This window comes from Paraburkholderia phenoliruptrix (assembly GCF_047325075.1).
Lineage (GTDB): Bacteria > Pseudomonadota > Gammaproteobacteria > Burkholderiales > Burkholderiaceae > Paraburkholderia > Paraburkholderia phenoliruptrix.
Genome location: NZ_CP168531.1, coordinates 2,635,089 through 2,658,520, shown reverse-complemented (window position 1 = coordinate 2,658,520; position 23,432 = coordinate 2,635,089). Strand labels below are relative to the sequence as shown.

Annotated in this window: 22 protein-coding genes and 1 other RNA gene; 14 read left to right on the top strand and 9 right to left on the bottom strand. The window is 64.6% G+C overall.

Annotation, left to right across the window (positions count from 1 at the left end):
* Nucleotides 1-87 precede the first annotated feature (87 nt).
* From ACEN8U_RS23930 to trxA, 6 genes are all read right to left on the bottom strand, one after another.
* Nucleotides 88-354 (bottom strand): type B 50S ribosomal protein L31, encoded by a 267-nt coding sequence (locus ACEN8U_RS23930; protein ID WP_013588472.1) that lies wholly within the window; start codon nt 352-354, stop codon nt 88-90.
* Nucleotides 355-468: 114 nt separating this feature from the next.
* The gene (locus ACEN8U_RS23925; protein ID WP_015002684.1) at nt 469-1,314 is read right to left on the bottom strand and encodes a M90 family metallopeptidase; all 846 of its coding nucleotides are present in this window, start codon (nt 1,312-1,314) and stop codon (nt 469-471) included.
* A 14-nt stretch (nt 1,315-1,328) separates the two neighbouring features.
* The gene (locus ACEN8U_RS23920) at nt 1,329-2,885 is read right to left on the bottom strand and encodes an MFS transporter (protein ID WP_015002683.1); all 1,557 of its coding nucleotides are present in this window, start codon (nt 2,883-2,885) and stop codon (nt 1,329-1,331) included.
* Nucleotides 2,882-3,376 carry a MerR family transcriptional regulator gene (locus ACEN8U_RS23915; RefSeq protein ID WP_015002682.1) on the bottom strand — a complete coding sequence of 165 codons (495 nt, stop codon included), beginning with the start codon at nt 3,374-3,376 and terminating at the stop codon, nt 2,882-2,884. Before ACEN8U_RS23915 ends, ACEN8U_RS23920 begins: the two co-directional genes overlap by 4 nt.
* Before the next feature lie 182 nt (nt 3,377-3,558).
* Complete coding sequence (gene rho, locus ACEN8U_RS23910; RefSeq protein WP_006048863.1) at nt 3,559-4,827, bottom strand: transcription termination factor Rho; 1,269 nt, start codon at nt 4,825-4,827, stop codon at nt 3,559-3,561.
* A gap of 270 nt (nt 4,828-5,097) precedes the next feature.
* Nucleotides 5,098-5,424, bottom strand: coding sequence for a thioredoxin TrxA (trxA, locus tag ACEN8U_RS23905; RefSeq protein ID WP_006048864.1), 327 nt, complete (start codon nt 5,422-5,424; stop codon nt 5,098-5,100).
* Nucleotides 5,425-5,866: 442 nt separating this feature from the next.
* Here trxA and ffs point away from each other — a divergent pair.
* The 3 genes from ffs (at nt 5,867) to ACEN8U_RS23890 (ending at nt 9,553) form a co-directional block, all read left to right on the top strand.
* Nucleotides 5,867-5,965: signal recognition particle sRNA small type (gene ffs, locus ACEN8U_RS23900), an RNA gene on the top strand.
* Between the two features lie 349 nt (nt 5,966-6,314).
* Nucleotides 6,315-9,176, top strand: a complete 2,862-nt coding sequence (dnaX, locus tag ACEN8U_RS23895; protein WP_015002681.1) for a DNA polymerase III subunit gamma/tau — start codon at nt 6,315-6,317, stop codon at nt 9,174-9,176.
* A 50-nt stretch (nt 9,177-9,226) separates the two neighbouring features.
* A complete protein-coding gene (locus tag ACEN8U_RS23890) occupies nt 9,227-9,553 on the top strand; it encodes a YbaB/EbfC family nucleoid-associated protein (RefSeq protein WP_013588467.1) in 327 nt (108 codons plus the stop codon).
* A gap of 107 nt (nt 9,554-9,660) precedes the next feature.
* On the opposite strand, the gene ACEN8U_RS23885 is transcribed toward ACEN8U_RS23890, so the two are convergent.
* Nucleotides 9,661-9,783: a hypothetical protein gene (locus ACEN8U_RS23885; RefSeq protein ID WP_274517987.1), complete on the bottom strand. Its 123-nt coding sequence runs from the start codon at nt 9,781-9,783 to the stop codon at nt 9,661-9,663.
* Nucleotides 9,784-9,993: 210 nt separating this feature from the next.
* Here ACEN8U_RS23885 and recR point away from each other — a divergent pair, with 210 nt between their 5' ends.
* The 5 genes from recR to ACEN8U_RS23860 all read left to right on the top strand — a co-directional run bounded on the left by recR (nt 9,994) and on the right by ACEN8U_RS23860 (nt 14,856).
* On the top strand, nt 9,994-10,590 hold the full coding sequence (recR, locus tag ACEN8U_RS23880) for a recombination mediator RecR (protein ID WP_013588466.1): 597 nt from the start codon (nt 9,994-9,996) through the stop codon (nt 10,588-10,590).
* 162 nt (nt 10,591-10,752) lie between these two features.
* Nucleotides 10,753-11,994 (top strand): CaiB/BaiF CoA transferase family protein, encoded by a 1,242-nt coding sequence (locus ACEN8U_RS23875; RefSeq protein ID WP_015002680.1) that lies wholly within the window; start codon nt 10,753-10,755, stop codon nt 11,992-11,994.
* Nucleotides 11,995-12,065: 71 nt separating this feature from the next.
* Nucleotides 12,066-13,103: an ABC transporter substrate-binding protein gene (locus ACEN8U_RS23870; RefSeq protein WP_015002679.1), complete on the top strand. Its 1,038-nt coding sequence runs from the start codon at nt 12,066-12,068 to the stop codon at nt 13,101-13,103.
* 49 nt (nt 13,104-13,152) lie between these two features.
* Complete coding sequence (locus tag ACEN8U_RS23865) at nt 13,153-13,965, top strand: ABC transporter ATP-binding protein (protein ID WP_015002678.1); 813 nt, start codon at nt 13,153-13,155, stop codon at nt 13,963-13,965.
* Nucleotides 13,966-14,031: 66 nt separating this feature from the next.
* Nucleotides 14,032-14,856 carry an ABC transporter permease gene (locus tag ACEN8U_RS23860; protein WP_013588462.1) on the top strand — a complete coding sequence of 275 codons (825 nt, stop codon included), beginning with the start codon at nt 14,032-14,034 and terminating at the stop codon, nt 14,854-14,856.
* Nucleotides 14,857-14,978: 122 nt separating this feature from the next.
* On the opposite strand, the gene ACEN8U_RS23855 is transcribed toward ACEN8U_RS23860, so the two are convergent.
* Nucleotides 14,979-15,953, bottom strand: coding sequence for an NADPH:quinone oxidoreductase family protein (locus ACEN8U_RS23855; RefSeq protein ID WP_015002677.1), 975 nt, complete (start codon nt 15,951-15,953; stop codon nt 14,979-14,981).
* Between the two features lie 250 nt (nt 15,954-16,203).
* Here ACEN8U_RS23855 and surE point away from each other — a divergent pair, with 250 nt between their 5' ends.
* From surE to rlmD, 6 genes are all read left to right on the top strand, one after another.
* On the top strand, nt 16,204-16,962 hold the full coding sequence (surE, locus tag ACEN8U_RS23850) for a 5'/3'-nucleotidase SurE (protein ID WP_015002676.1): 759 nt from the start codon (nt 16,204-16,206) through the stop codon (nt 16,960-16,962).
* The gene (locus tag ACEN8U_RS23845; protein ID WP_015002675.1) at nt 16,959-18,086 is read left to right on the top strand and encodes a protein-L-isoaspartate(D-aspartate) O-methyltransferase; all 1,128 of its coding nucleotides are present in this window, start codon (nt 16,959-16,961) and stop codon (nt 18,084-18,086) included. The genes surE and ACEN8U_RS23845 overlap by 4 nt, the downstream gene beginning before the upstream one ends.
* Nucleotides 18,087-18,091: 5 nt before the next feature.
* Nucleotides 18,092-19,036 carry a peptidoglycan DD-metalloendopeptidase family protein gene (locus ACEN8U_RS23840; RefSeq protein ID WP_041745304.1) on the top strand — a complete coding sequence of 315 codons (945 nt, stop codon included), beginning with the start codon at nt 18,092-18,094 and terminating at the stop codon, nt 19,034-19,036.
* Nucleotides 19,037-19,047: 11 nt separating this feature from the next.
* The gene (gene rpoS, locus ACEN8U_RS23835; RefSeq protein WP_015002673.1) at nt 19,048-20,124 is read left to right on the top strand and encodes an RNA polymerase sigma factor RpoS; all 1,077 of its coding nucleotides are present in this window, start codon (nt 19,048-19,050) and stop codon (nt 20,122-20,124) included.
* A 4-nt stretch (nt 20,125-20,128) separates the two neighbouring features.
* The gene (locus ACEN8U_RS23830; protein ID WP_015002672.1) at nt 20,129-20,905 is read left to right on the top strand and encodes a 3'-5' exonuclease; all 777 of its coding nucleotides are present in this window, start codon (nt 20,129-20,131) and stop codon (nt 20,903-20,905) included.
* Nucleotides 20,906-20,995: 90 nt separating this feature from the next.
* Nucleotides 20,996-22,417, top strand: coding sequence for a 23S rRNA (uracil(1939)-C(5))-methyltransferase RlmD (rlmD, locus tag ACEN8U_RS23825; RefSeq protein WP_015002671.1), 1,422 nt, complete (start codon nt 20,996-20,998; stop codon nt 22,415-22,417).
* Nucleotides 22,418-22,536: 119 nt separating this feature from the next.
* Here rlmD and ACEN8U_RS23820 read toward each other — a convergent pair whose 3' ends face one another.
* A complete protein-coding gene (locus tag ACEN8U_RS23820; RefSeq protein ID WP_013588454.1) occupies nt 22,537-23,397 on the bottom strand; it encodes an outer membrane protein assembly factor BamD in 861 nt (286 codons plus the stop codon).
* Between the last annotated feature and the right edge of the window lie 35 nt (nt 23,398-23,432).

The following is a 23,432-nucleotide window of genomic DNA, read 5'->3' as shown; positions in this document are numbered from 1 at the left end:
CGGGCGACAAAAAAGGGCAGCTCGCGCTGCCCTTCCTGTTTGCTGCATCGCTGCCAGCCTGAGCTGGTGCAGCGGTGATGAAGCGTATTACTTCGCTGCTGCCTTGCCGGTAGCGCGTGCGCCGAACTTGTTGCGGAATTTCTCGACGCGGCCTGCCGTGTCCATGATCTTTTGCTGGCCGGTGTAGAACGGATGCGATTCCGACGACACTTCGATCTTGGCGAGCGGGTACGTCTTGCCGTTGAATTCAGCGGTTTCACGCGTCTGGATCGTGGAGCGCGTCACAAACTTGAAGTCGTTCGACACGTCGACGAACAGGACTTCGCGGTAATCCGGGTGAATGCCTTCTTTCATGGTCTTTCCTTTAATCTGGCGGTAGCCAACCCGCGTGCAGCCGCTGTTTGCGCGGACCGCATCTAGGCGCGAGCCACTTGCCTATGGTCGAAAAACGGCGATTATGCCAGAAAATCAGTCGCTTGACGAATTCTTCGCGAACACAAGGCCGACGCGCGCCGGGTCCTGACGGTAATAGCGCGCGAGGAGCCGGTAGAGCTCCGGATATTCCGCCTCGAACGCATGCGGCTTGACGAACAGCGCCTCGCTGCACACCGCAAAGAATTCGGACGGATGGTCGGCCGCGTACGGATCGATCAGCGATTCGCGCTCGAAGCGCGTCCAGCGGCGCGCCGGCACCGCGTCGACGCGGGCGCAGAACTGGTCGTAGGCGGAATCGAACACGTCCGCCCAGGCGTCGGAGTCGAGCGGCGCATGCCAGCGGCGCACGAGCGGCGGATGGCCGTCCGCCTCGCCGTTCAGCATGTCGATCTTGTGCGCGAATTCGTGGATCACCACGTTGTACGCGTCGACGCCGTCCGTCATCTGGGCGTCTTCCCACGAAAGGATCACCGGTCCGCCTTCCCAGGCTTCGCCGCTGGCGTCCTGCTCGACTTCGTGGACGACGCCGTCTTCGTCCTCGACCGTCTTGCGAATCACGAATTCGCCCGGGTAGACGATCACGCCGACCCATCCGCGATACAGGTCGAGGCTCAGATTCAGCACCGGCAGGCACGCCTGGGCCGCAATCGCGACGGTCATCGCGTCGCTCAGCTCGAGCTCGTGCGCGGTCGAGAATTCCTTTTGCGCGATGAACAGGCTGCTCATTTCGCGCAGGCGCGCGAGGTCCGGCGCATCCAGGTACGCGAGGAAAGGCAGGCCGTCGAGCGTGGCTTGCCACAGCGCGTCGTCGATCGCGTAGTCGCGCAGCGCGCGCTCGCGCCGGCGGGCGCCGAGCCATTGAGTGAGTTTCGAAAGCATGGTCGATGAAACCGTTAGTCGATCTGTCTTTGCCAGGCGGCAAATATCCCGCCGCATACCGCGATGCCGATCAGGAAATAGAAGCCGTCGAGCGAACTGAGAAAGCTGGCCTGCCGCGCCACTGCCCGGCTGATTTCGACGACGGCCAGCGCATGCGCGTCCGCGACCGGCTGCCCGGCGGCGGAAAGCGCCTGCGTCAGCGCGGCAAGCGAGTTCTGGAACACCGGATTGTACGGATTGGCGAACTCCGCGAGGCGCGCCTGATGCAATGCCTGCCGATGCTGCTCGACGATGATGACCGAGGCCGTCGCGAACGAGATCGTCAGCTGCCGCACGATGTTCTTCAGCCGGTAGCCGTGCGCGAATTCCTCTATCGCGAATATTCTGAAGGTGAGATTGGCGACTGGCAGGACGACGAAGAGCACTAGCAGGCCGCGCAGCAGCAGCGGTCCGACGAGGGCGGCCTCGCCCGCGCCCGGCGACATGCGCGTCATCCACGCGGCCGAGAGCGCCGCGATCGCGAAGCCGGGCACGATGATCGCCTTCTTGCGCGTCAAAAGTTTGGCATACCGAAGGTAGATAAAGAGCGCGCTCGCCGAAATGAGCGAGGTGGTGCCGACGAGTTGGCCCGTGTTCTCGACCGGATAGCCGAGACCGCCTTCGAGGAAACGCGAAATCAGATAGCTGAACGCCGTCGACAGATAGTAATAGAACATATAGAGCACGAGCCCCGCCTGGAACACTGTCTCGCGCAACGCATGGAGACGCATGAGCGGGGCGGGGTGATGCCACTGGTGATACGCGAACCAGCCGAGCGCGGCGATGCCTGCGGCCGTCAGCAGAATGAGGCCGGGCGACGCGCCGAACACCTGAAAGCGCACTTGCTGCATGACGATTTGCAGCGAGCCCTGCGCAAAGGCAAACACGAGATAGGGCCAGACATGCGCGGAACCGCGCTCCTCGGGAAGACGGTTGCCGACGTCGGGCAGCGCGAGCCGTGCGAGCACGGCGAAAAGCAGGCCTATTGGCGCGGTGCACGCGAACAGCGCGCGCCAGCCGAACCACGCGATCAACTGAGCGCCGACGAGCGATGCAAGCGCGCTGCCCAGCACGATCAGTATGAGAAACGCGCGCGTTGCCGCGGGGCGCTCCCTGGGCGTGAAGCTCATCTGGATGAGAATGCGGCAGGTGCCCATCATCGGGCCGATGAAATAGCCCTGAAAGCCCCGCGCGAACGCGAGTTCCACCGACGATTCGCTGAGCGCCGCAGCCGCCGCGCCCGCCGCATACAGCAGCATGCAACCGGCCACATAGCGCCGGTAGCCGAGGCGCTCGACCCACCATTCCTGCTGCAGGATGCCGAGCACCGCGGCCACCGCGTACGCGCTCGACGCCCACACGAGTTCATCCGGCGAAGCGTTGACGCCGCCGGCGATATAGCTCGCAAAAAAGGAGAAAACGGAATTGTCGAAGTAGTCGAGGCCGGTGACGACCGCCAGCACCCACGGGAAAAAATCCCCGCGCAGTGCGTCCGCGCTGAACCAGCCGGCGCGATTGCGCGCGGTGCTCATGACCGCTCGCGCGCCTTGCCGCCTTTCGCCCGTGCACCGCGACGCTGCTCGAGCAGGGTGTCAGCGTTCTCACCCGCCAGACGGCGCTTCAGATAGTCGAGATCCGGGCTGAGTTCGTCGCGCAGCGTTTGCGCTTCCTTCAGCTCGCGGCGCATCGCTTGTATGCGCGCGTCTAGCGCGTCGACCTGCGCGGCGATAGCGTCATGAATCTGCCGCAGCGATTCGGTTGAAAAACGCTGTTTGCCCTCGACCGGCTCGAGCGGACGCTTCAGCATTTCGGTGATGCCTTGCAGAGAAAAGCCGAGCGAACGCAAACGCAGGATGCGCCCGAAACGCTGCAGATCCTGCTCGTCGTAGAGCCGGTAGCGGCCTTCGCTGCGCGTGGGCGAGACAAGTCCGCGCTCCTCGTAGTATTTCAACGTGCGCGGCGTAACACCGAGGCGCCCGGCGGCGTCGCGTACGGTCAGAAGGGCAGGCGAGTCGGTCGACATGGGCGGTGGCATCCACAGTGAGTTGCGGTTCGTATTGTACTGCAACGTGTACGTTCACGTATAGGTTGGCCGCTGCCGCAGCCATGCTGCGAGATCTGCGCCGATGGAAAACCGCGGGACGAAAAAAAAACCGCTCGTCGGCGACGAGCGGTTTTCGGATGAAGCGTAAATTGACGCGCAGCTTAACTGCCCCCGCCGCGACGCATCATGTCGAAGAACTCGGAGTTGCTCTTGGTCTGGCGGATCTTGTCGAGCAGGAATTCCATCGACTCGACTTCGTCCATGTCGTGAATGAACTTGCGCAGCACCCAGATTTTTTGCAGCACTTCGGGCTTGATGAGCAGTTCTTCGCGGCGGGTGCCCGACTTGTTCAGATTGATGGACGGATACACGCGCTTCTCGGCGAGACGACGCTCGAGGTGCACTTCCATGTTGCCGGTGCCCTTGAACTCTTCGTAGATCACGTCGTCCATGCGGCTGCCGGTTTCGATCAGCGCGGTGCCGATGATGGTGAGCGAGCCGCCTTCCTCGATATTGCGCGCGGCACCGAAGAAGCGCTTCGGACGTTGCAGCGCGTTCGCGTCCACACCGCCTGTCAGCACCTTGCCCGAAGCCGGCACGACCGTGTTGTACGCGCGCGCGAGACGCGTGATCGAGTCGAGCAGAATGACTACGTCGTTCTTCATTTCGACAAGGCGCTTGGCTTTTTCGATCACCATTTCGGCGACCTGCACGTGACGCGCGGCGGGTTCGTCGAACGTGGAGGCGATCACTTCGCCCGCAACCGAGCGCTGCATTTCCGTCACTTCTTCCGGGCGCTCGTCGATCAGCAGAACGAACAGCACGACGTCGGGATGATTCTGCTTGATGGCATGCGCGATGTGCTGAAGCATCACCGTCTTGCCCGACTTCGGCGAGGCGACGAGCAGGCCGCGTTGACCCTTGCCGATCGGCGCGATCATGTCGATGATGCGGCCCGTCACATTCTCTTCGCCACGCATTTCACGTTCGAGCAGCAGCACCTTGTTCGGGTGCAGCGGCGTGAGGTTTTCGAACATGATCTTGTGCTTCGAGGCCTCCGGCGGCTGGCCGTTGACCTTGTCCACCTTCACCAGCGCAAAATAGCGCTCGCCGTCTTTCGGCGTGCGCACTTCGCCTTCGATCGTGTCACCCGTATGCAGGTTGAAGCGGCGGATTTGCGACGGGCTGATGTAGATGTCATCCGTGCTGGCGAGGTAGGAGGTTTCCGGCGAACGCAGGAAGCCGAAGCCGTCCGGCAGCACTTCAAGCGTGCCGTCGCCGAAGATCGTGTCGCCCGTTTTGGCTCGTTTTTTTAGAATGGCGAACATCAATTCCTGCTTGCGCAGGCGGTTCGCACTTTCGATCTCGAGGCCATTGGCCATCTCGATCAATTCGGAGACGTGCAGAGTCTTAAGCTCGGATAAATGCATACGGAGAACCCGCAGGAGAAGGTGCGACGAAATGAAGTCTGGGAGGAGAAGTGAGCGGAACCGCTCAAGGACCTACACGTCTTTTCGACGTTTTGCGGATTCTAGCATAGCACACGCCAGTTTCCGCCAGTGGGCCGGCACGGCATCTTTCTGGAGAGAAACGTTGCCGGCTGACAACAAAAGCCAATGCAGGACAGCAATTAAGACAGCAATGCGCTGCGGGCGCGAGGCAGGTCCGGGTGGACCGCGCGGCGCGCCCGCGCGAGCGCTTTACAGGTTGCCGTCGAGGAATGCGGTGAGTTGCGACTTCGACAATGCGCCGACCTTTTGCGCGGCGACGGCGCCGTTCTTGAACAGGATCAGCGTGGGGATGCCGCGCACGCCGAACTTGACCGGCGTCGATTGATGTTCGTCGACGTTGATCTTGGCGATTTGCAGGCGATCGGCGTAATCCTTGGCGACTTCGTCGAGGATCGGCGCGATCATCTTGCACGGACCGCACCACTCGGCCCAGAAGTCGAGCAGCACGGGTTTATCGGATTTCACGACGTCCTGTTCGAACGATGCGTCGCTGATATGCTTGATTTGTTCGCTCATTGTATGAATACCTCTATCGGTTCGAGGCCCGCCTGAATTGCTCGCCACGATACGTCAAAACCTAGGGAAACTTCCGTTCGCTTAGCCGCACTCGCCAATCCCCGCCGCCTACGCGCGAAAGGTCCGAGACCGTTCGGCAGGGGTGGAAGGCTCGCGCTTGCGGGTCATCCGTACGGCAGTTTAGCTTAATTCGCTATGCGTTGCCGGGGGCGATAGTAGTCATCAGGGGCAGCGGGGCCGACGGCTGCCGATGAAGTGCCACCGTGTTTCATCAACTGCGACGTAGCCTATGTGGAGGCTCGGCGCACAAACTCAAGTGAGCGGCGCGCGCGAGCGGGACAGGCCTCAAGACAGGCGATCCAGCGCATGTTGTGCGCCTTGCTCGCCGCTTTGCGCCTGCTGACACTCGCGCAAAGCGCGCGGCAATGGTAGAATGTTTCGTGACGGGCCTCCTCGCATGGAGGGATGGTCAACCTGGTCAGGTCGGGAACGAAGCAGCCACAGCCGTTTTCCACCAGTGCCGAGGGTCGGGCTCGTCACCTTCCTCTTTCTGTTCTTCCTGTCGCGCTTCCTGCTTTTTCTACAGCTTTCTTTTCTCCAGCTTCCCCCGCTTTTTCCTGCTTCTTCCGTCGTCTTTTTCTTGAGTTTCGTCAGATAGCGTCGGCTTCGGATGCGGGTTTCGCTGCGCCTGTCAGCTGACGGGCCGGGTTCTCCGTGTTTCCGCGCTGCGGGCGTACAGGCGCTGTCGGACAACGGCGCAGAACGCCTAACGCCTGACGCGACTTTTTTTTTCTATCGATCCATTAGCCCGCCTCAATTGGCGCCGGCCGCACGTTCGCGCGGGCGCCCGAATCGGTTTTGCGCGCCATTGTTACTGATACAATTTCCGGATGACCTATCAAGTTCTCGCACGCAAATGGCGGCCGAAGGATTTCGCGTCGCTCGTCGGACAGGAGCACGTGGTGCGCGCGCTCACGCACGCGCTCGATGGCGGCCGTCTGCACCACGCCTATCTGTTTACCGGCACGCGGGGCGTCGGCAAGACGACGCTGTCGCGCATCTTCTCGAAGGCGCTGAATTGCGAAACCGGCGTGAGCTCCACGCCGTGCGGCGTGTGTCGCGCGTGCCGGGAGATCGACGAGGGGCGCTTTGTCGACTATGTCGAGATGGACGCGGCGAGCAACCGCGGCGTCGACGAAATGGCGGCACTGCTTGAACGGGCGGTCTATGCGCCGGTCGACGCGCGCTTCAAGGTCTACATGATCGACGAAGTGCACATGCTCACGAATCACGCCTTCAACGCCATGCTGAAGACGCTGGAAGAGCCGCCGCCGCACGTCAAATTCATTCTCGCCACCACCGACCCGCAGAAAATTCCGGTCACGGTGCTGTCGCGCTGTCTGCAATTCAATCTGAAGCAGATGCCGGCGGGGCATATCGTCTCGCACCTCGAACACATTCTCGGCGAGGAGAAAGTGCCGTACGAGGCGCAAGCATTGCGCCTCCTCGCGCGCGCCGCCGACGGCTCGATGCGCGATGCGCTTTCGCTGACCGACCAGGCCATCGCCTATTCAGCCAATCAGGTCAATGAAGAGGCGGTGCGCGGCATGCTCGGCGCGCTCGATCAGAGCTACCTGATTCGCCTGCTCGACGCGCTCGCGCAAGGCGACGGCGCCGCGGTGTTGTCGGTCGCCGACGAAATGGCGCTGCGCAGCCTGTCGTTCTCCACCGCGCTGCAGGATCTCGCGAGCCTGCTGCACCGCATTGCGTGGGCGCAGTTTGCGCCGTCGTCGGTGCTCGACGAGTGGCCGGAGGCCGGCGACCTGCGGCGCTTTGCCGACATGCTCAGCGCCGAACAGGTGCAGTTGTTCTATCAGATCGCGACGATCGGGCGCAGCGAACTCGGCCTTGCGCCGGACGAATACGCCGGCTTTACGATGACGCTCTTGCGCATGCTGGCTTTCGAGCCGGCGCCCGCTGGCGGCGCGTCGGGTCCGGGCAGGGCGTCCGGTCAGGCCGGCGCGGGTGGAGCGCGGCAGACGGGCGCGCCCGCGGTGGCCGCGCAGCCACGGGCGTCGGCTTCGTCTGTGGCTTTGTCCTCTGGTTCGTCTGCTGCGTCGTCTGCTGTCGCTTCTATCGCGGCGCCGGGCCGGGCGGGCTCGACCCACCCGGCGCCAGTTGCCCCGTCGATGCGAGATTTGCAAAAGACGGGCTCCGCCGTGGCATCCGAGAAGGCGACCACTGCTGCTGAGCCGACTCGCGATGGTGCCCCCCCTGCAGCCGTCGAGCGCGACGGGGACCGGGCTGCGGCGCCAGCGGCTGAAAGTGGCACCGGGAAACCGGCGGCTCCTGAAGCGGGCCGAGGGATCGAGGCTGAGCCGGTCTCTGCTGCGCCCGAGCATGCCCCGTCTGTACCGTCGCCGTCGCATGGCGGCGAGTCTGCGGCGCAGGGTGAGGGTTTCGCCGTTTCGGAGGCCGCCTCGGCGCAGGCGCTCGCGCCTTGGGACGACGCGCCGCTCGAGCCCGCAACCACTCGAGCTCCGGCCGGTGCGCCGGGCGCCGCAGCGCCACGACATCCAGCGGCCAGCAACGCGTCTTCGGAAACAGCGCCTCTTGTTGCAGCCGAAAAATCGGCTGGCGCTGCGTCCGACGCGTCCGACGCTGCGTCCGGCGGAACGGCAACCGCGCCGGACGCCACACCCGCGGCACCGCTGGCATCGATCGCACCGCCCGCCGAACTGAACGCACCGGCGGCCGCCGCGTTTATGCGCGCGGAGGACGCCGCCGGCTCGGCGGCGCATGAAAACGTCGCGGCATCCGACGCGCCACCGCCGCGTCGTGCGAGCGGTGCCAGCGCCGCGCTCGACGTGCTGCGCAGCGCCGGCCTGAAAGTGTCGTCCGACCGCGGTCGTGCGAGCGCCGCGGCCACGGCGAAGCTAGGGGCGGCTGCCCCGGCGGCGAGGCCGGCCGCGCCGCGCGTCGTCGTTCCTGTGCCCACGCCCGGCGCGCCGCGCGGGGCCGCTCCGCAGCCCGCGGCGGCTGGCCGCGCGGCGGGGCAAGCCGGGCAATCGGCCCAGCCGGCCCAATCGACGCAGCCAGCCCCTGCGGCGGCGCGCAACGACGCCCGGCAAACCGGCTCGCCGGTGCCGCCGTGGGACGACATCCCGCCCGACGACTACATGCCGCTTTCCACATCGGACGACGGTTACTACGGTCCCCCCGACGACAACTTCATGCCGGTGTTCGACAGCGGTCCGGACGATGTCCGCGTCAACGCGCCGGCGGCTGCGCCCGCCGTCGATCAGCGCCCGCTGCCGCCCGCCGTGCCGCTCGATCCGCTCGGCTTCACGGGCGACTGGCCGGCGCTCGCCGTCGACCTGCCGCTCAAGGGCATCTCCTATCAGCTCGCGTTCAACAGCGAACTGATGGCGCTCGAAGGCACCACGCTCAAGCTGAACGTGCCCGTGCCGCAGTACGCGGAAACCTCGCAGGTCGCGAAGCTCAAGGCGGCGCTCGCCGAGAAGCTCGGTCAGAATGTCGACGTGGTGGTGGAAGTCGGCCCGGCGCGCCGCACCGCGGCGGCTCACGACGCGGCGATGCGCGCCCAACGCCAGCAGGAAGCGGAGCGCGAGATCAGCGCCGATCCGTTCGTGCAGTCGCTGATCCGCGAATTCGGCGCGAGCATCGTGCCGGGCTCCATTCGCCCGATTACGCCAGACGCCGGTCCGAACGGCGCATCCCAGGTTCACTGATTCGCCGCGCGCGATTCCCGAATTTCACGCTATCAAGAAGGAGCATTTCCATGATGAAAGGTCAACTCGCCGGGCTGATGAAGCAAGCCCAGCAGATGCAGGAAAACATGAAGAAGATGCAGGAGCAGCTCGCTCAGATCGAAGTCGAGGGGCAGTCGGGCGCGGGTCTCGTCAAAATCACGATGACCTGCAAGAACGACGTGCGCCGCGTATCGATCGACCCGAGCCTGCTCGCCGACGACAAGGACATGCTGGAAGACCTCGTCGCCGCTGCCTTCAATGACGCCGTGCGCAAGGCCGAGGCCACCGCTCAGGAAAAGATGGGCGGCATGACCTCGGGCCTGCCGCTGCCGCCGGGTTTCAAGCTGCCGTTCTGAGCGACGCTTCAGGCGAGACTCGGCCAAGCGGCGAGGCGGCGGCGCGGCAAAGCTGCGAACGGCGTGTGTGCAGTGCAGGCGCCACGACGCGCAGTCCCGGCTCCCGTTCAGGCCGATGCACCCGCGCCTCGCAGCGCCGGTCCCGCGACATGCACGCCGCTGTTCGCCTCGCGCTTTGCCGCGGTGAAGCGCGCCTCGCTGCTCGCGCGGTTGCCGGGCATCGGCTGCAAACGGGCCGTCCTGCGCAATCCGTGCGCAGACCGCCGACGCGGCAGAATCCGCTCGAGCCAGTTGGCAGCGTGCCGGCGGCGAGCGAGCAGGAAGTAGCAACAAGCAGTAGCAACAAGCCGGCAGCCAGCGCGCAAACAGCAGCCAAACGCTAGCAAGAAGCCATCCCTTCGACCCATGCCCGGGCATCATCCAACTCGACGCCGATCCGCATGAAACAACCTTCCGCCTTGTCGGCGCTCGTCGAAGCGCTGCGCGCGCTGCCCGGAGTCGGGCCGAAGTCCGCGCAACGCATGGCGTACCACCTGATGCAGCACGACCGCGAGGGCGCCGACAAGCTCGGCCGCGCGCTGCTGTTCGCAACTGAGCATCTGCGGCACTGCGAGAAGTGCAATACCTTTACCGAGGCGCAGATCTGCGAAGTGTGCCTCGACCCTGAGCGCGATCCGAGCTTGCTGTGCGTCGTCGAAACGCCCGCCGACCAGATCATGCTCGAGCAGACCATGACCTACCGCGGGCTCTATTTCGTGCTGATGGGCCGGCTGAGTCCGCTCGACGGCATCGGCCCCAAGGAGATACATTTTGACCGGCTGGTGAAGCGCGCGTCCGACGGTGTCGTGAAGGAAGTCGTGCTCGCCACCAATTTCACCAACGAAGGCGAAGCCACCGCGCATTACCTCGGGCAGACGCTCAAGGCGCGCGGGCTTGCCGTCACGCGTCTCGCCCGCGGCGTGCCGGTGGGCGGTGAACTGGAATACGTCGACGCGGGCACGATCGCCCGTGCCATGCTCGACCGCCGCTCGATGTAGCCGCGGCGACGCGCGAGCGATTCACAGCGGCGCGCGAGCACGGTGTGCGCAGAGCACGAGCAGAGCACGGGCAGAACGCCCGGCCAGAACGCGAGCAGAAGACGAGCTGAGCACGAACAGAACGCCCGCCTTGCCGCGTTCACGAACAGAACAAAGGAGACTATGAGCGCAACGCCCCAATCCACCGCCCACGAGGCGCCGCCATCCGCACCGGGCCCGCTCGCGGGCGTGAAGGTGCTCGAACTCGGCACGCTGATCGCGGGGCCGTTTGCCGCGCGTTTTCTCGGCGAGTTCGGCGCCGACGTCATCAAGATCGAAGATCCGAAGGGCGGCGACCCGCTGCGCAAGTGGCGCAAGCTTTATCCTGAAGTGGGCGGTACGTCGCTCTGGTGGGCCGTGCAGGCGCGCAACAAGAAGTCCGTCACGATCAATCTGAAGGCCGAGGAGGGCAAGGAGATCGTGCGCCGCCTCGCGCGTGAAGCGGACGTCGTCGTCGAGAATTTCCGGCCTGGGCTGCTGGAAAAACTCGGGCTCGGCTACGACGTGCTGTCGGCGGAGAATCCGGGCCTCGTTATGGTGCGTCTTTCCGGCTACGGCCAGACCGGACCGTATCGCGACCGCCCCGGCTTCGGCGCGATCGCCGAGTCGATGGGCGGTCTGCGTCATATCACCGGTTACCCGGACCTGCCGCCGCCGCGCATCGGCATTTCGATCGGCGATTCGATTGCGGCCTTGCACGGCGTGATCGGCGCGCTGATGGCGCTGCATCACAAGCAGGTGAACGGCGGCAAGGGGCAGGTGGTCGACGTCGCGCTGTACGAAGCGGTCTTCAACATGATGGAAAGCGTGGTGCCCGAGTACGGCGTCTACGGCATGGTGCGCGAGCGCACCGGCGCGTCGCTGCCGGGCATCGTGCCGTCCAACACCTATCCATGCCGCGACGGCAGCATCGTGATCGGCGGCAATAGCGATCCGATTTTCAGGCGCCTGATGTTCGCCATCGAGCGCGAAGATCTCGCGAACGATCCCGCGCTCGCGCACAACGACGGCCGCGTGCCGCGCACCCAGGAGATCGACGCGGCGATTGCCGCCTGGCTCGCCACGCGCACCATCGACGAAGCGCTCGCGGTGCTCAATGCCGCCGACGTGCCGGTGGGCCGCATCTATAGCGTCGCCGATATGTTCACCGATCCGCAATACATGGCGCGTCAGATGATCCAGCGCTTCAGGTGGCAGGACGGCCGCGAGATCACGCTGCCGGCGGTCACGCCGAAACTCTCGGAGACGCCCGGCGAGACGCGCTGGCTCGGCCCCGAGCTGGGTGAACATACGGATGAAGTCCTGCAATCGCTAGGTTATGATGCAGACCACATCGCAAGGTTGCATGCGCAACAAGTTGTGTGAGCAACGACCGTCGCAACCCGATAAATAAAATCGCAACACCAGAGTTCGCACGAGCCTCGGAGACAACAAACATGCATCGCAGAAGCTTCCTCGCCGGTACCGCCGCGCTCGCGGGCGCCACGCTCGCGGCCACGCCGCTCGCTTTCGCGCAGGGCAAACTGGAAACCACGAAGGTCGCCATTGCTGTCGGCGGCAAGAACCTCTTCTACTATCTGCCGCTCACGATTGCCGAGCGACGCAATTTCTTCAAGGACGAAGGTCTCGACGTCGAGATCTCCGACTTCGCCGGCGGCTCGCAAGCCTTGAAGGCGGCGGTGGGCGGCAGCGCGGACGTGGTGTCCGGCGCATTCGAACACACGCTGCTTTTGCAGGCGCAAAAGCAGTCGTTCCGTGAATTTGTCCTGCAGGGACGCGCGCCGCAGATCGTGCTCGCGGTGTCGAAGAAAAGCATGCCGAACTACAAGTCGATCGCCGACCTGCGCGGCAAGAAAATCGGCGTGACCGCGCCGGGTTCGTCGACGTCGATCATGGCGAGCTTCGTGCTGGCCAAGGGCGGCCTCACCGCGAAAGACGTCGCCTTCATCGGCGTCGGCGCGGGCGCCGGCGCGATTGCCGCGTTGCAATCCGGGCAGATCGACGCGCTCGCGAACCTCGATCCGGTGATCACGAAGCTCGAACGCAGCGGCGAGATTCGCGTCGTCTCCGACACGCGCACGCTCGCGGATACGCGCAGCGTGTTCGGCGGCGACATGCCGGCCGGGTGCCTGTACGCATCGCAAAGCTTCATCACGAAGAATCCGAACACCACGCAGGCGCTCACCAATGCGATGGTGCGCGCGCTCCGATGGCTGCAAACGGCCACCGGCACCGAGCTCATCAACACGGTGCCGGAAAGCTATCTGCTCGGCGATCGCGCGGTGTATCTCGACGCTTGGCAGCACGTCAAGGAAGCCATGTCGCCCGACGGCCTGATGCCGGCCGACGGTCCCGCCACGTCGCTCAAGACCCTGCAGGCGTTCGACGCGACGGTGCAGGGCAAGCCGATCGACGTGTCGAAGACATGGACCAACGACTTCGTCAAGAAGGCGCTCGCCACCGTCAAGTCGTGAAGCCGCGCCGCGACCCACACCGAAACCGATCCACCAAGCGAGTCGAACGATGACCGTTGCAGCTCTGGCGCTCGAAAACATCACTTGCACTTTCGCCGCGCGCGACAACCGCTCGCAGCGCTACACGGCCGTCAAGGACACGACGTTGCGGATCGCGCCGGGCGAGTTCGTCTCCGTGGTCGGGCCGACGGGCTGCGGCAAGTCCACCTTGCTGAACGTCGGCGCGGGTTTGCTCGCGCCGTCGGCGGGCACGGTCAGCGTGTTCGGCGAACCGCTCGCGGGCATCAACCGGCGCGCAGGCTACATGTTCCAGGCCGACGCATTGATGCCCTGGCGCTCCGCTATCGACAATGTGATGGCCGGCCTCGCGTTCCGCGGCGTGCCGCAGCAGGAAGCGCGCGCGAAGGCGGAAGAGTGGCTCAAGCGCGTGGGCCTCGGCGGTTTCGGCGACCGCTATCCGCATCAGTTGTCGGGCGGCATGCGCAAGCGCGTCGCGATGGCCCAGACGCTGATTCTCGATCCGGACATCATCCTGATGGACGAACCGTTTTCCGCGCTCGACATCCAGACGCGCCAGCTGATGGAAAACGAACTGCTCGATCTGTGGGCTGCGAAACGCAAGGCCGTGCTCTTCATCACGCACGATCTCGACGAGGCGATCGCCATGTCCGACCGCGTGGTGGTGCTGTCGGCGGGGCCGGGCACGCATCCTATCGGCGAATTCGCGATCGACTTGCCGCGTCCGCGCGACGTCGCCGAAATCCGCTCGCATCCGCGCTTTGTGGAGTTGCATGCGCAGATCTGGAGCGTGCTGCGCGACGAGGTGCTGAAGGGCTATCAGCAACAGCTCACTGCTGTCTGAGCGCTCGCTGAATGCAGTGCGTTTCGCGTCTATCAACCGTCTAAGGCAACCGAGGCAAACCGAGTCATGTGGAAGACGTTGCGCCCCAACCGGGCGAATCTGGTGATCTGGCAATGGCTGTTGCTCGTGCTGTGCTTCGTGCTCTGGTATGTGCTGACGAGCCCGACGCTGCTGCCGGCGTTCTATTTCGACGACCCGAACAAGGCCGCTTTCTTCTTCGGCGAACCGCAGAAAGTGCTGCAGCGGATCTGGGAGTGGTTCACGAGCGGCGAGATCTATCTGCACCTATGGATCACGCTGCTTGAAACCGTACTCGCGTTCGCGCTCGGCACCGGCATAGGTTTGGGCGTCGGTTTGTGGCTCGCGCTGTCGCCGCTGGCGAGCGCGCTGTTCGACCCGTACATCAAGGCCGCCAACTCGATGCCGCGCGTGATTCTCGCGCCGATCTTCGGCGTGTGGTTCGGTCTCGGCATCTGGTCGAAGGTCGCGCTCGGCGTGACGCTGGTGTTTTTCATCGTGTTCTTCAACGTCTATCAGGGCGTGAAGGAAGTGAGCCCGGTCGTGCTGGCGAACGCGCGCATGCTCGGCGCGAACGGCAAGCAACTGCTGCGCTATGTCTATTTGCCGAGCGCGATGAGCTGGGTGTTCTCGAGCCTGCACACATCGGTGGGCCTCGCGTTCGTGGGCTCGGTGGTCGGCGAGTACCTCGGCTCCGCGCGCGGCGTCGGCTATCTGATTCTGCAGGCGGAAGGCACCTTCGATATCAATACCGTGTTCGCCGGCATCCTCGTATTGACGGCATTCGCGCTGATTCTGGATGCAATCGTCGGCATGGGCGAACGGCATCTGATGAAGTGGCAGCCGAAGACCGGCGACACCGAAAAACTGTAGGCGTCGCAAGCGGCGCGAAACCGCCTCGAAACACAGCGTGTGGCCCAAAAAGCCGCACGCTGTTTTGTTTTGGCCGGACGCTCAGCGAACCCGTGCTCAGGCCAGCCGGGGCCGCGCTGCGCTTACGGCGTAATCACCACCTTGCCGATCACGCGCCGTTCGGCCATATCGCGCAGCGCGCGCGCCGTTTCGTCGAGCGAATAGCGCGCGGACACGTACGGCTTGAGCTTGCCTTCGCCGATCCAGCCGACCATCTCGCGGAAAGCGGCGTGATTGCGCTGCGGCTCGCGCTTCGCAAAGTCGCCCCAGAAGACGCCGACCACACTCGCGCCTTTCAGCAGCGTCAGATTCAGCGGCAGCTTCGGAATCTCGCCGTTCGCAAAGCCGACCACCAGATACCGTCCGCGCCAGCGGATGCTGCGAAAGGCCGGCTCCGTGTAGGCGCCACCGACGGGATCGTAGATCACGTCCGGGCCCAGGCCCACGGTCAGCGCCTTGATGCGCTCGCGCAGGTCTTCGGTGCTGTAGTTGATCGTGGCGTCGGCGCCGTGCTCGACGCACACCGCGAGCTTTTCGTCGCTCGATGCCGCCGCGATCACGCGCGCACCGAGCGCCTTGCCGATTTCCACCGCCGCAAGTCCGACACCGCCCGCCGCACCGAGCACGAGCATCGTCTCGCCGGCCTGCAGCGCGCCGCGATCCACAACCGCATGATGCGACGTGCCGTATGCGAGCGTGAAGGCCGCCGCCAGTTCGAAGTCGATGCCGTCCGCGAGCGGCACGCAGGCCGACTCGCTCGCGAGCGCCTGCTGCGCAAAGCCGCCCGCGCCCGTGAACGCGACCACGCGCGAGCCGGGCCTGAACCGTGTGACGCCGGCGCCCGCCGCGCGCACGATACCCGCCACTTCCGAGCCGGGCGTGAAGGGCAGCGGCGGTTTGAACTGATACTTGTTCTCGATGATGAGCACGTCGGGGAAATTGACGGAGGCGGCCTTCACGTCGATCACGACGTGTCCCGGCGGCGGCTCCAGATCCGGCAGATCCTCGACGGTCAGGCTCTCGGGCGGCCCGTACTGGTTGCAGCGAATCGCGCGCATCGTGTCTCCATTCGATCAGGGTTCGCAACGGCTCCGAGTGTAAAGCATCTGCACGATCGTGCGATTCGCGGTTTCGCCGTGCGCGGGGCCTCGGATTCTTCGCCTCGATGCCCGTTCGAGCGCGTTTGCGGCGGCGCATCGACGAGGCGAGGCGTTGTCGTCCGCGCATCGGCGCCCGCGTTTTGCACGGCCCGCGCGACGCGCTTGCCGTGTCGTTCGCGCGCCTTCTTTCCTCGGTTACAATCGCCGCATGCGAATCCTAATCAGCAACGACGACGGCTATCTGGCGCCCGGCCTTGGCGCGCTTTACGAAGCGCTCAAGCCGCTCGCCGACGTGACCGTGATGGCGCCCGAACAGAATTGCAGCGGCGCGTCGAACTCTCTGACCTTGTCGCGGCCGCTTTCGGTTCTCCGCTCGGCAAATGGTTTCTATTACGTGAACGGCACGCCCACCGACTCCGTGCACATCGCGCTAACCGGCATGCTGGACCACACGCCCGACCTCGTCGTATCCGGTATCAACAACGGTCAGAACATGGGCGAGGACACGCTCTATTCCGGCACCGTCGCGGCGGCGACCGAGGGCATCATGTTCGGCGTGCCGGCCATCGCGTTCTCGCTCGTCGACAAAGACTGGGTGCATCTGGAAGCCGCGGTTCGCGTCGCGACGGAAATCGTCGCGCATTACCTCGCACATCCGCTGCCGGGGCATCCGCTTCTGAACGTCAACATCCCGAACCTGCCGTACGAGCAACTGGGCAGCTGGCGCGTCACCCGGCTCGGCAAGCGGCATCCGTCGCAGCCGGTCATCCGCCAGACCAATCCGCGTGGCGAGCCGATCTACTGGATCGGCCCGTCGGGCAGCGCGCGCGATGCGAGCGAAGGGACGGATTTCCACGCGGTGGCCAACGGCCATGTGTCGATCACGCCGCTGCAACTCGACCTGACACACACGCAAATGCTGCCGGCGGCGCACGACTGGGCGCGCGCGGGCAGCGGCGCTTCATGACGAACGAGCGCGCGAAGCGCTTCCCGCTCGGCCTCGAGGATCTGGTGCGCGAGCCGCGCCGGCCCGAAGGCCGCCCGGGGGAGGTGCGCGCTGGGGCACTTGCCGCAAGTGCCGCGCTCAATGCGCGGCAGCAGCCGGCGAAAAATCCGCAGGCAGGTGCGGCGAGCCCGGCCTCGTCAGGCTCAGCAGGCAAATTGCAGCCGAAGCAGGGCAGAGCGCCCACGCCGCTTGCCGCCAAACCGTCCGTCGTGACTCCGCCGAAGCCGCTTGCCGCGCCCGCGGCAAAAACATCGGCGCGGCCGGTCGCGCAGAGCACGAACGCGCGCCCGTCGGTCGGGGGCAGGACGGCAGCGGCAGGACCGTCGCCCGCGCGAACCGCAGGCAAGAACGCCGCGCCTTCCGCGCCGCCCGCGAAGCCCGCGGCCACGCGGGCGAATGAACGCAGCACCGGGCCCAACGTCGCGTTGAACGGCGCCACGGCGTTGACGTCGGAACGGGTTCGCGAACGTATGGTCGAACGCCTGCGTGCGAACGGCGTCACCGATCAGCGCGTGCTGAGCGCGATGTCGGTCGTGCCGCGTCATATGTTCGTCGACCCCGGGCTCGCGGTCCAGGCGTACGAAGACGCCGCGCTGCCCATCGGGCATCACCAGACTATCTCGAAGCCGTCGGTGGTCGCGCGCATGATCGAGCTCGCGGCGGCGGGCCGCGCCTTGAACAACGTGCTCGAAATCGGCACCGGTTGCGGTTATCAGGCGGCGGTGCTGAGCCAGGTCGCGCGCGAGGTGTATTCGATCGAGCGCATCAAGCCGCTGTCGGAACGCGCGAAGACAAACTTGCGTCCGCTGCGCATTCCGAACATCCGGCTGCACTATGGCGACGGGCGTTTGGGCTTGCCGTCGGCGGCGCCTTTCGACGCGATCCTGATCGCCGCGGCGGGCCTCGACGTGCCGCAGGCATTACTTGAACAACTTGCGATCGGCGGCCGTCTGATTGCGCCCGTCGGCTCGCAGGAAGGGCACAGCCAGGTGCTGACGCTCGTCGAGCGTGTCGGACCGGCGCAGTGGCGGGAGTCGCAGCTTGATCGCGTTTTCTTTGTACCCTTAAAATCCGGAGTGATTTGACACCGATGAGTATGTTGCGCGCGATGCAAAGAACCAGCCTGAATGTCCCCATGTCCGTAACCCAGCGTAGCGTGTGCGTGCTCGCCTTGTCCCTGTTGATGACCGCCTGTGCATCCCGGCTCGACCAGGCGCCGGTCGTCGACCGCTCCGGCGGCACTGTGCTCGGCACGCAGGCCGGCCAGACGGCGCAGCAACCCGCGGCGCCGCTCGGGCCGCCGCCGCCCGGCTACTACCGCGTGAAGCCGGGCGACACGCTCTACCGGATTGCGCTCGAGAACGGCCAGAACTACCGCGACATTTCGGCGTGGAACAATCTCACTAACCCGAACCAGATCGAGGTGGATCAACTGCTGCGCGTGGTGCCGCCAGGCGCGAACACCGCGGCGTTGACGCCGGGTGTCGCGACCGCGCCGATCGGCAGCAATGGCACGTTGCAAACGGCGCCGCTCAATGGCTCGTCGACCACGGGCGCGGCGGCCGGCGTGGCCGCGCCGCCCCTCTACGGTTCGAGCGCGAACAACGCTGCTGCGACGGCGCCGTCGAGCGCGGCTGCAGCAAGCGACTCGAGTGCGGGTGCGTCCGGCAATGTGAGCTTCGTGTGGCCGGTGCGCGGGCCGCTCCTCGGCACGTTTAACGATTCGACAAACAAAGGTGTCAACATCGGCGGCTCGGCAGGCGAAGCAGTCAAGGCCTCCGCGGACGGCCGCGTGGTTTATGCCGGAAATGGGCTGCGTGGTTACGGCAATCTCATTATCATCAAGCATGACGCAACTTATCTCACCGCGTATGCACACAACCGCGCTTTGATGGTAAAAGAGGGGGACGCGGTCACGAAAGGGCAGAAAATCGCCGAGATGGGCAACAGCGATTCAGACCGCGTCATGTTGCATTTCGAAGTTCGCCGGCAGGGTAAACCTGTCGACCCACTGAAGTATTTGCCGCCGCAATAAGCGATACGACCATGCCGAAACCGAAGCGCCGCCTGCCGCAAGCCGAATCTGAAACGATCAGCGATGCCACGTCCGCTTCGGTGGACGACAGCGGCGCGTCGGAAGCGGAAGAGGAACTCGTCGAGGAGCGCGAACTCGACGACCGTCAGGGCGCCGAAGAGGGCGAGGCGCGCGAGGGCGCGGCCGAGTCCGTGCCCGACGCGGACGACTTCCGCGCGCTGCTGCAAGCCGAGCTGACGGCCGACACCATTCAGCACTATCTGAACCGCATCAGCGTGAAGCCGCTCCTCACCGTCGAGGAAGAGCAGAAGTACTCGCGTCTCGCGAAGGCGGGCGAGTTCGAAGCGCGGCAGGTCATGATCGAGCGCAATCTGCGGCTTGTCGTCAGCATCGCTAAGGGTTATCTGAACCGGGGCGTGCCGCTGCTCGACCTGATCGAGGAAGGCAATCTCGGCCTCATGCACGCCATCGAGAAATTCGATCCCACGCGCGGCTTCCGGTTTTCTACCTACGCAACCTGGTGGATCCGACAGAGTATCGAGCGCGCGATCATGAACCAGGCGCGCACCGTGCGCCTGCCGGTGCATGTGATTCGCGAGCTCAATCAGGTGCTGCGCGCCAAGCGCCATCTGGAAAAAAATTCGATGAATTCGGGCGAAGCCGCCGAGCGCCGCGACGCCAGTATCGACGACATCGCTTATCTGACCGGCAAGACCACCGACGAAGTCACCGACATTCTTGCGTTGAACGAGCATACGGCCTCGCTCGACGCGCCGCTCGACCTCGACCCGGCAAGCAGTCTGCTCGATCTGTTGTCCGACGACCAGAGCCAGTCGCCGGATGCGGAAGTGCAGCATCGCGAGCTCGAAACGCTCACGCGCGCGTGGCTCGCACGTCTGTCGGACAAGCATCGCCATGTGATCGAACGCCGCTTCGGTCTGAATCACATCGAACCCGCCACGCTCGAAGAGCTGGCCGATGAAATGGGCCTCACGCGCGAGCGGGTGCGCCAGATCCAACAGGAAGCGCTCGTGCGGTTAAAGCGCTTCTTCGCCTCCAACGGCGTTCGGAAAGACGCCGTTCTCTGACTTGATGACACCGATTCTTGTTTTCGACATCGAGACGATTCCCGATGTCGCCGGCATCCGCCGTCTCGACGATTTGCCCGCCACCCTGAGCGACGCCGAAGTCGCCGAGCACGCGTTCGCCGCCCGCCGCGAAAAGACCGGCAGCGATTTTCTGCCGCATCACCTGCAGCGGATCGCCGCGATTTCCTGCGTGTTCCGCGACAACAACGGCTTTCGCGTGCGTTCGCTCGGCACGCCTGAGGACGGCGAAGCGGCGCTCGTGCAGTCGTTCTATCGCGTGATCGAGAAGTACACGCCGCAGCTTGTCTCGTGGAACGGCGGCGGCTTCGACCTGCCGGTGCTGAACTACCGCGCGCTCGTCAACGGCATTCCCGCCTACCGGTTCTGGGATCTGGGCGAGGACGACCGCGAGTTCAAGTGGAACAATTACATCAGCCGCTACCATGCGCGGCACACCGATCTGATGGACGTCCTCGCAATGTACCAGGCGCGCGCCAACGCGCCGCTCGACGCGCTCGCGAAAATGTGTGGTTTCCCGGGCAAAATGGGCATGGACGGCAGCCAGGTGTGGCATGCGTATCAGGAAGGCCGCATCGAGGAAATCCGTAATTACTGTGAGACGGACGTCGTCAATACGTATCTGCTCTATTGCCGCTTCCAGTTGATTCGCGGCGGGTTCTCCGCCGCCGAATATGCCGACGAGATCAATCTGGTCAAAAACGCGTTGGCGCTCGAAACCGCGCCGCAATGGGCGGAGTATCTGGCGGCCTTCGAGCAGTAGCCGCGCGGCCGTGCGCACGGGGCGGCGCGTCGCGGGCGCCGGCTTCGTCTACAATCTCGCCTTTCTCCCAAGTTTGTCAGGAAGTAGCAGGTGTCCCGAACTGCCCCCCACCGTCGCTCGCCGAAGCGGACCGCCAGGCACCACAAGCCCGCGCCCGCGCTCGTCGTCACCGGCAATGAACCGGTTGTCGAAATCGTTTCGCTCGACATGGAAGCGCGCGGCGTCGGCCGCGTCGAGACCGAAGACGGCACGCCCGGCAAGGTGATCTTCGTCGAAGGCGCGCTGCCCGGCGAGCGCGTCAGTTACTCCACGCATCGCAGCAAGCCGAAATTCGAGCAGGCCGAAGTCGTGCAGGTGTTCCGCGAAAGCGTGATCCGCACCACGCCGAAATGCGCGCACTTCGATATTTGCGGCGGCTGTTCGATGCAGCACCTCGACATTCGCGCCCAGGTCGCGGTGAAGCAGCGCGTGCTCGAAGACAACCTTCAGCACCTCGCGAAGCTGCGCCCGGAAACCGTGTTCCGGCCGATCCACGGACCGGCCTGGGGCTACCGCTATCGTGCGCGTCTTGCCGTGCGTTTTCTGCCGGAAAAGGGCGGCATGCGCATCGGCTTTCATGAGAAGAAGAGCAGCTATATTGCAGACATGAAAACCTGCGAAGTGCTGCCGCCGCATGTGTCGGCCATGCTGATGCCACTGCGCTTCATGGTGAGGAAGCTCTCCATTTACGACCGCATGCCGCAGCTCGAGCTGGCGGTCGGTTCGTCGGTCACGGCGCTCGTGGTGCGCAACCTGGAACCTTTGACCGAGGCCGACGAACAGGTGCTGCGCGAGTTCGCCGACGAGCACAAGGTGCAGTTCTGGATCCAGCCGGGCGGCCCGGACACGGTCACGCCGCTGTACCCGCTTGACGTGCAGCTCGACTACACACTGCCCGAGTACGGCATTCGCATGCCGTTCAAGCCGACGGACTTCACGCAGGTCAATCACGCGATCAACCGGGTGCTGGTGAGCCGCGCGCTGCGCCTGCTCGCGCCCGCGCGCACGGACCGCGTGCTCGACCTCTTCTGCGGGATCGGGAATTTCACGCTGCCGCTCGCGCGTATCGCGAGGGAGGTGGTGGGCATCGAAGGCAGCGAAGTATTGACCTCGCGCGCGCTGGCCAATGCGGAGCTGAACGGCGTGGCGGGACATACGTCGTTTGCCTGCCGCAACCTGTTCGAAGTCACCGCCGACGACCTCCGCGCGCTCGGCCACTTCGACAAGTTCCTCATCGACCCGCCGCGCGAAGGCGCTCTGGCCGTTTCCAAGGCGCTGGCCGAGATCGCGCAGAGCGGCAATGGGCCGCTGCCGAGGCGGATCGTCTACGTGTCGTGCAATCCGTCGACGCTCGCGCGCGATTCAGGCCTTCTCGTGCACGAAGCAGGCTACCGGCTCGTGGGTGCGGGCGTCGTGAACATGTTCCCGCATACGTCGCATGTGGAGTCCATCGCGCTCTTCGAGCGGGACTGATTCGGCAGACTCGACGAGTACGCGCTTTGACTGAGCGTACAAAGCAAAACGCCACGACCGAAGTCGTGGCGTTTTGCATTTAGAGCGCAGTTTAGCGGGGCTTCACACCGGCGTGCGGCTTAAAACTGCCACCACGATTTTTCCTTGCCCGGCCGTGCATGGCCCGTGACGTACGGGCTGTCGGGGAAGGTGCCGGCAAGCACGCGCTTCGTGTCGTCGGCGAGTTGCGGCTGGTTCAGCTTCTGATACGACAGCATCATGATGTGCAGCGCGTCTTCAATAGCCGGTGCGTTCTTGTATTCCTTCAACGCGAGCTGCGCGCGGTTGATGGCAGCCACATAAGCACCGCGGCGGTAGTAGTAGTCCGCCGCGTGGACTTCGTGCGAGGCCAGCGCGTTCACGATGTAGCGCATGCGTTGCGCGGCGTCCGGCGCATATTTGCTGTTGGGGTATTTGTCGACCACGACCTTGAACGCATCATACGACTCGCGCAGCGACTTCGGATCGCGCTCGCTCATGTCCTGGCCGGAAAAGCGGCCGAAGAGACCCAGGTCGTCGTTGAAGTGGATCATGCCCTTCAGATAGTACGCATAGGCGATGTCCGGGTGATCCGGGTGCAGCTGGATGAAGCGGTCGATCGCCTGGTCGGCCGCCGCGGTTTCATTGTCTTTCCAGTTGCAATACGCGACGTTGATCTGCGCCTGCTGGGCGAAGTGGCCGAACGGGTCGCGACCTTCGAGCATTTCGAAGTATTTCGCGCACTTGCCGAAGTCGCCGCCGTTCAGGGCGTCGTTCGCCTCCGTATATAATTTGTTGTTGTTCCACGTTGCCGTTTCGTCGGTCTTCTCCGGCAGGCCGTGGCAAGCCGCAACAACCGCGACGGCTGCGGCACACGCAATGTATCCGGCCACTTTCCGGGCCGCGTTCTTCATGGCCTTCAAATTGATCGCCGCTTTAGTGATGGTGTTCAAGGCTCGCATTTTCCAGTCTAGCTTTACGTCCAGGTGACCCAGAC

Bases quoted from the DNA above. Each gene is read 5' to 3' on its own strand.
- ACEN8U_RS23830 (WP_015002672.1), top strand. From the start codon at position 20,129: ATGACACCGATTCTTGTTTTCGACATCGAGACGATTCCCGATGTCGCC.
- ACEN8U_RS23890 (WP_013588467.1), top strand. From the start codon at position 9,227: ATGATGAAAGGTCAACTCGCCGGGCTGATGAAGCAAGCCCAGCAGATG.
- ACEN8U_RS23920 (WP_015002683.1), bottom strand. From the start codon at position 2,885: ATGAGCACCGCGCGCAATCGCGCCGGCTGGTTCAGCGCGGACGCACTG.
- ACEN8U_RS23930 (WP_013588472.1), bottom strand. From the start codon at position 354: ATGAAAGAAGGCATTCACCCGGATTACCGCGAAGTCCTGTTCGTCGAC.
- ACEN8U_RS23875 (WP_015002680.1), top strand. From the start codon at position 10,753: ATGAGCGCAACGCCCCAATCCACCGCCCACGAGGCGCCGCCATCCGCA.
- ACEN8U_RS23840 (WP_041745304.1), top strand. From the start codon at position 18,092: ATGAGTATGTTGCGCGCGATGCAAAGAACCAGCCTGAATGTCCCCATG.
- ACEN8U_RS23915 (WP_015002682.1), bottom strand. From the start codon at position 3,376: ATGTCGACCGACTCGCCTGCCCTTCTGACCGTACGCGACGCCGCCGGG.
- recR (WP_013588466.1), top strand. From the start codon at position 9,994: ATGAAACAACCTTCCGCCTTGTCGGCGCTCGTCGAAGCGCTGCGCGCG.
- ACEN8U_RS23870 (WP_015002679.1), top strand. From the start codon at position 12,066: ATGCATCGCAGAAGCTTCCTCGCCGGTACCGCCGCGCTCGCGGGCGCC.
- rho (WP_006048863.1), bottom strand. From the start codon at position 4,827: ATGCATTTATCCGAGCTTAAGACTCTGCACGTCTCCGAATTGATCGAG.
- ACEN8U_RS23860 (WP_013588462.1), top strand. From the start codon at position 14,032: ATGTGGAAGACGTTGCGCCCCAACCGGGCGAATCTGGTGATCTGGCAA.
- ACEN8U_RS23855 (WP_015002677.1), bottom strand. From the start codon at position 15,953: ATGCGCGCGATTCGCTGCAACCAGTACGGGCCGCCCGAGAGCCTGACC.
- dnaX (WP_015002681.1), top strand. From the start codon at position 6,315: ATGACCTATCAAGTTCTCGCACGCAAATGGCGGCCGAAGGATTTCGCG.
- rpoS (WP_015002673.1), top strand. From the start codon at position 19,048: ATGCCGAAACCGAAGCGCCGCCTGCCGCAAGCCGAATCTGAAACGATC.
- ACEN8U_RS23865 (WP_015002678.1), top strand. From the start codon at position 13,153: ATGACCGTTGCAGCTCTGGCGCTCGAAAACATCACTTGCACTTTCGCC.
- trxA (WP_006048864.1), bottom strand. From the start codon at position 5,424: ATGAGCGAACAAATCAAGCATATCAGCGACGCATCGTTCGAACAGGAC.
- ACEN8U_RS23820 (WP_013588454.1), bottom strand. From the start codon at position 23,397: ATGCGAGCCTTGAACACCATCACTAAAGCGGCGATCAATTTGAAGGCC.
- surE (WP_015002676.1), top strand. From the start codon at position 16,204: ATGCGAATCCTAATCAGCAACGACGACGGCTATCTGGCGCCCGGCCTT.
- ACEN8U_RS23845 (WP_015002675.1), top strand. From the start codon at position 16,959: ATGACGAACGAGCGCGCGAAGCGCTTCCCGCTCGGCCTCGAGGATCTG.
- ACEN8U_RS23925 (WP_015002684.1), bottom strand. From the start codon at position 1,314: ATGCTTTCGAAACTCACTCAATGGCTCGGCGCCCGCCGGCGCGAGCGC.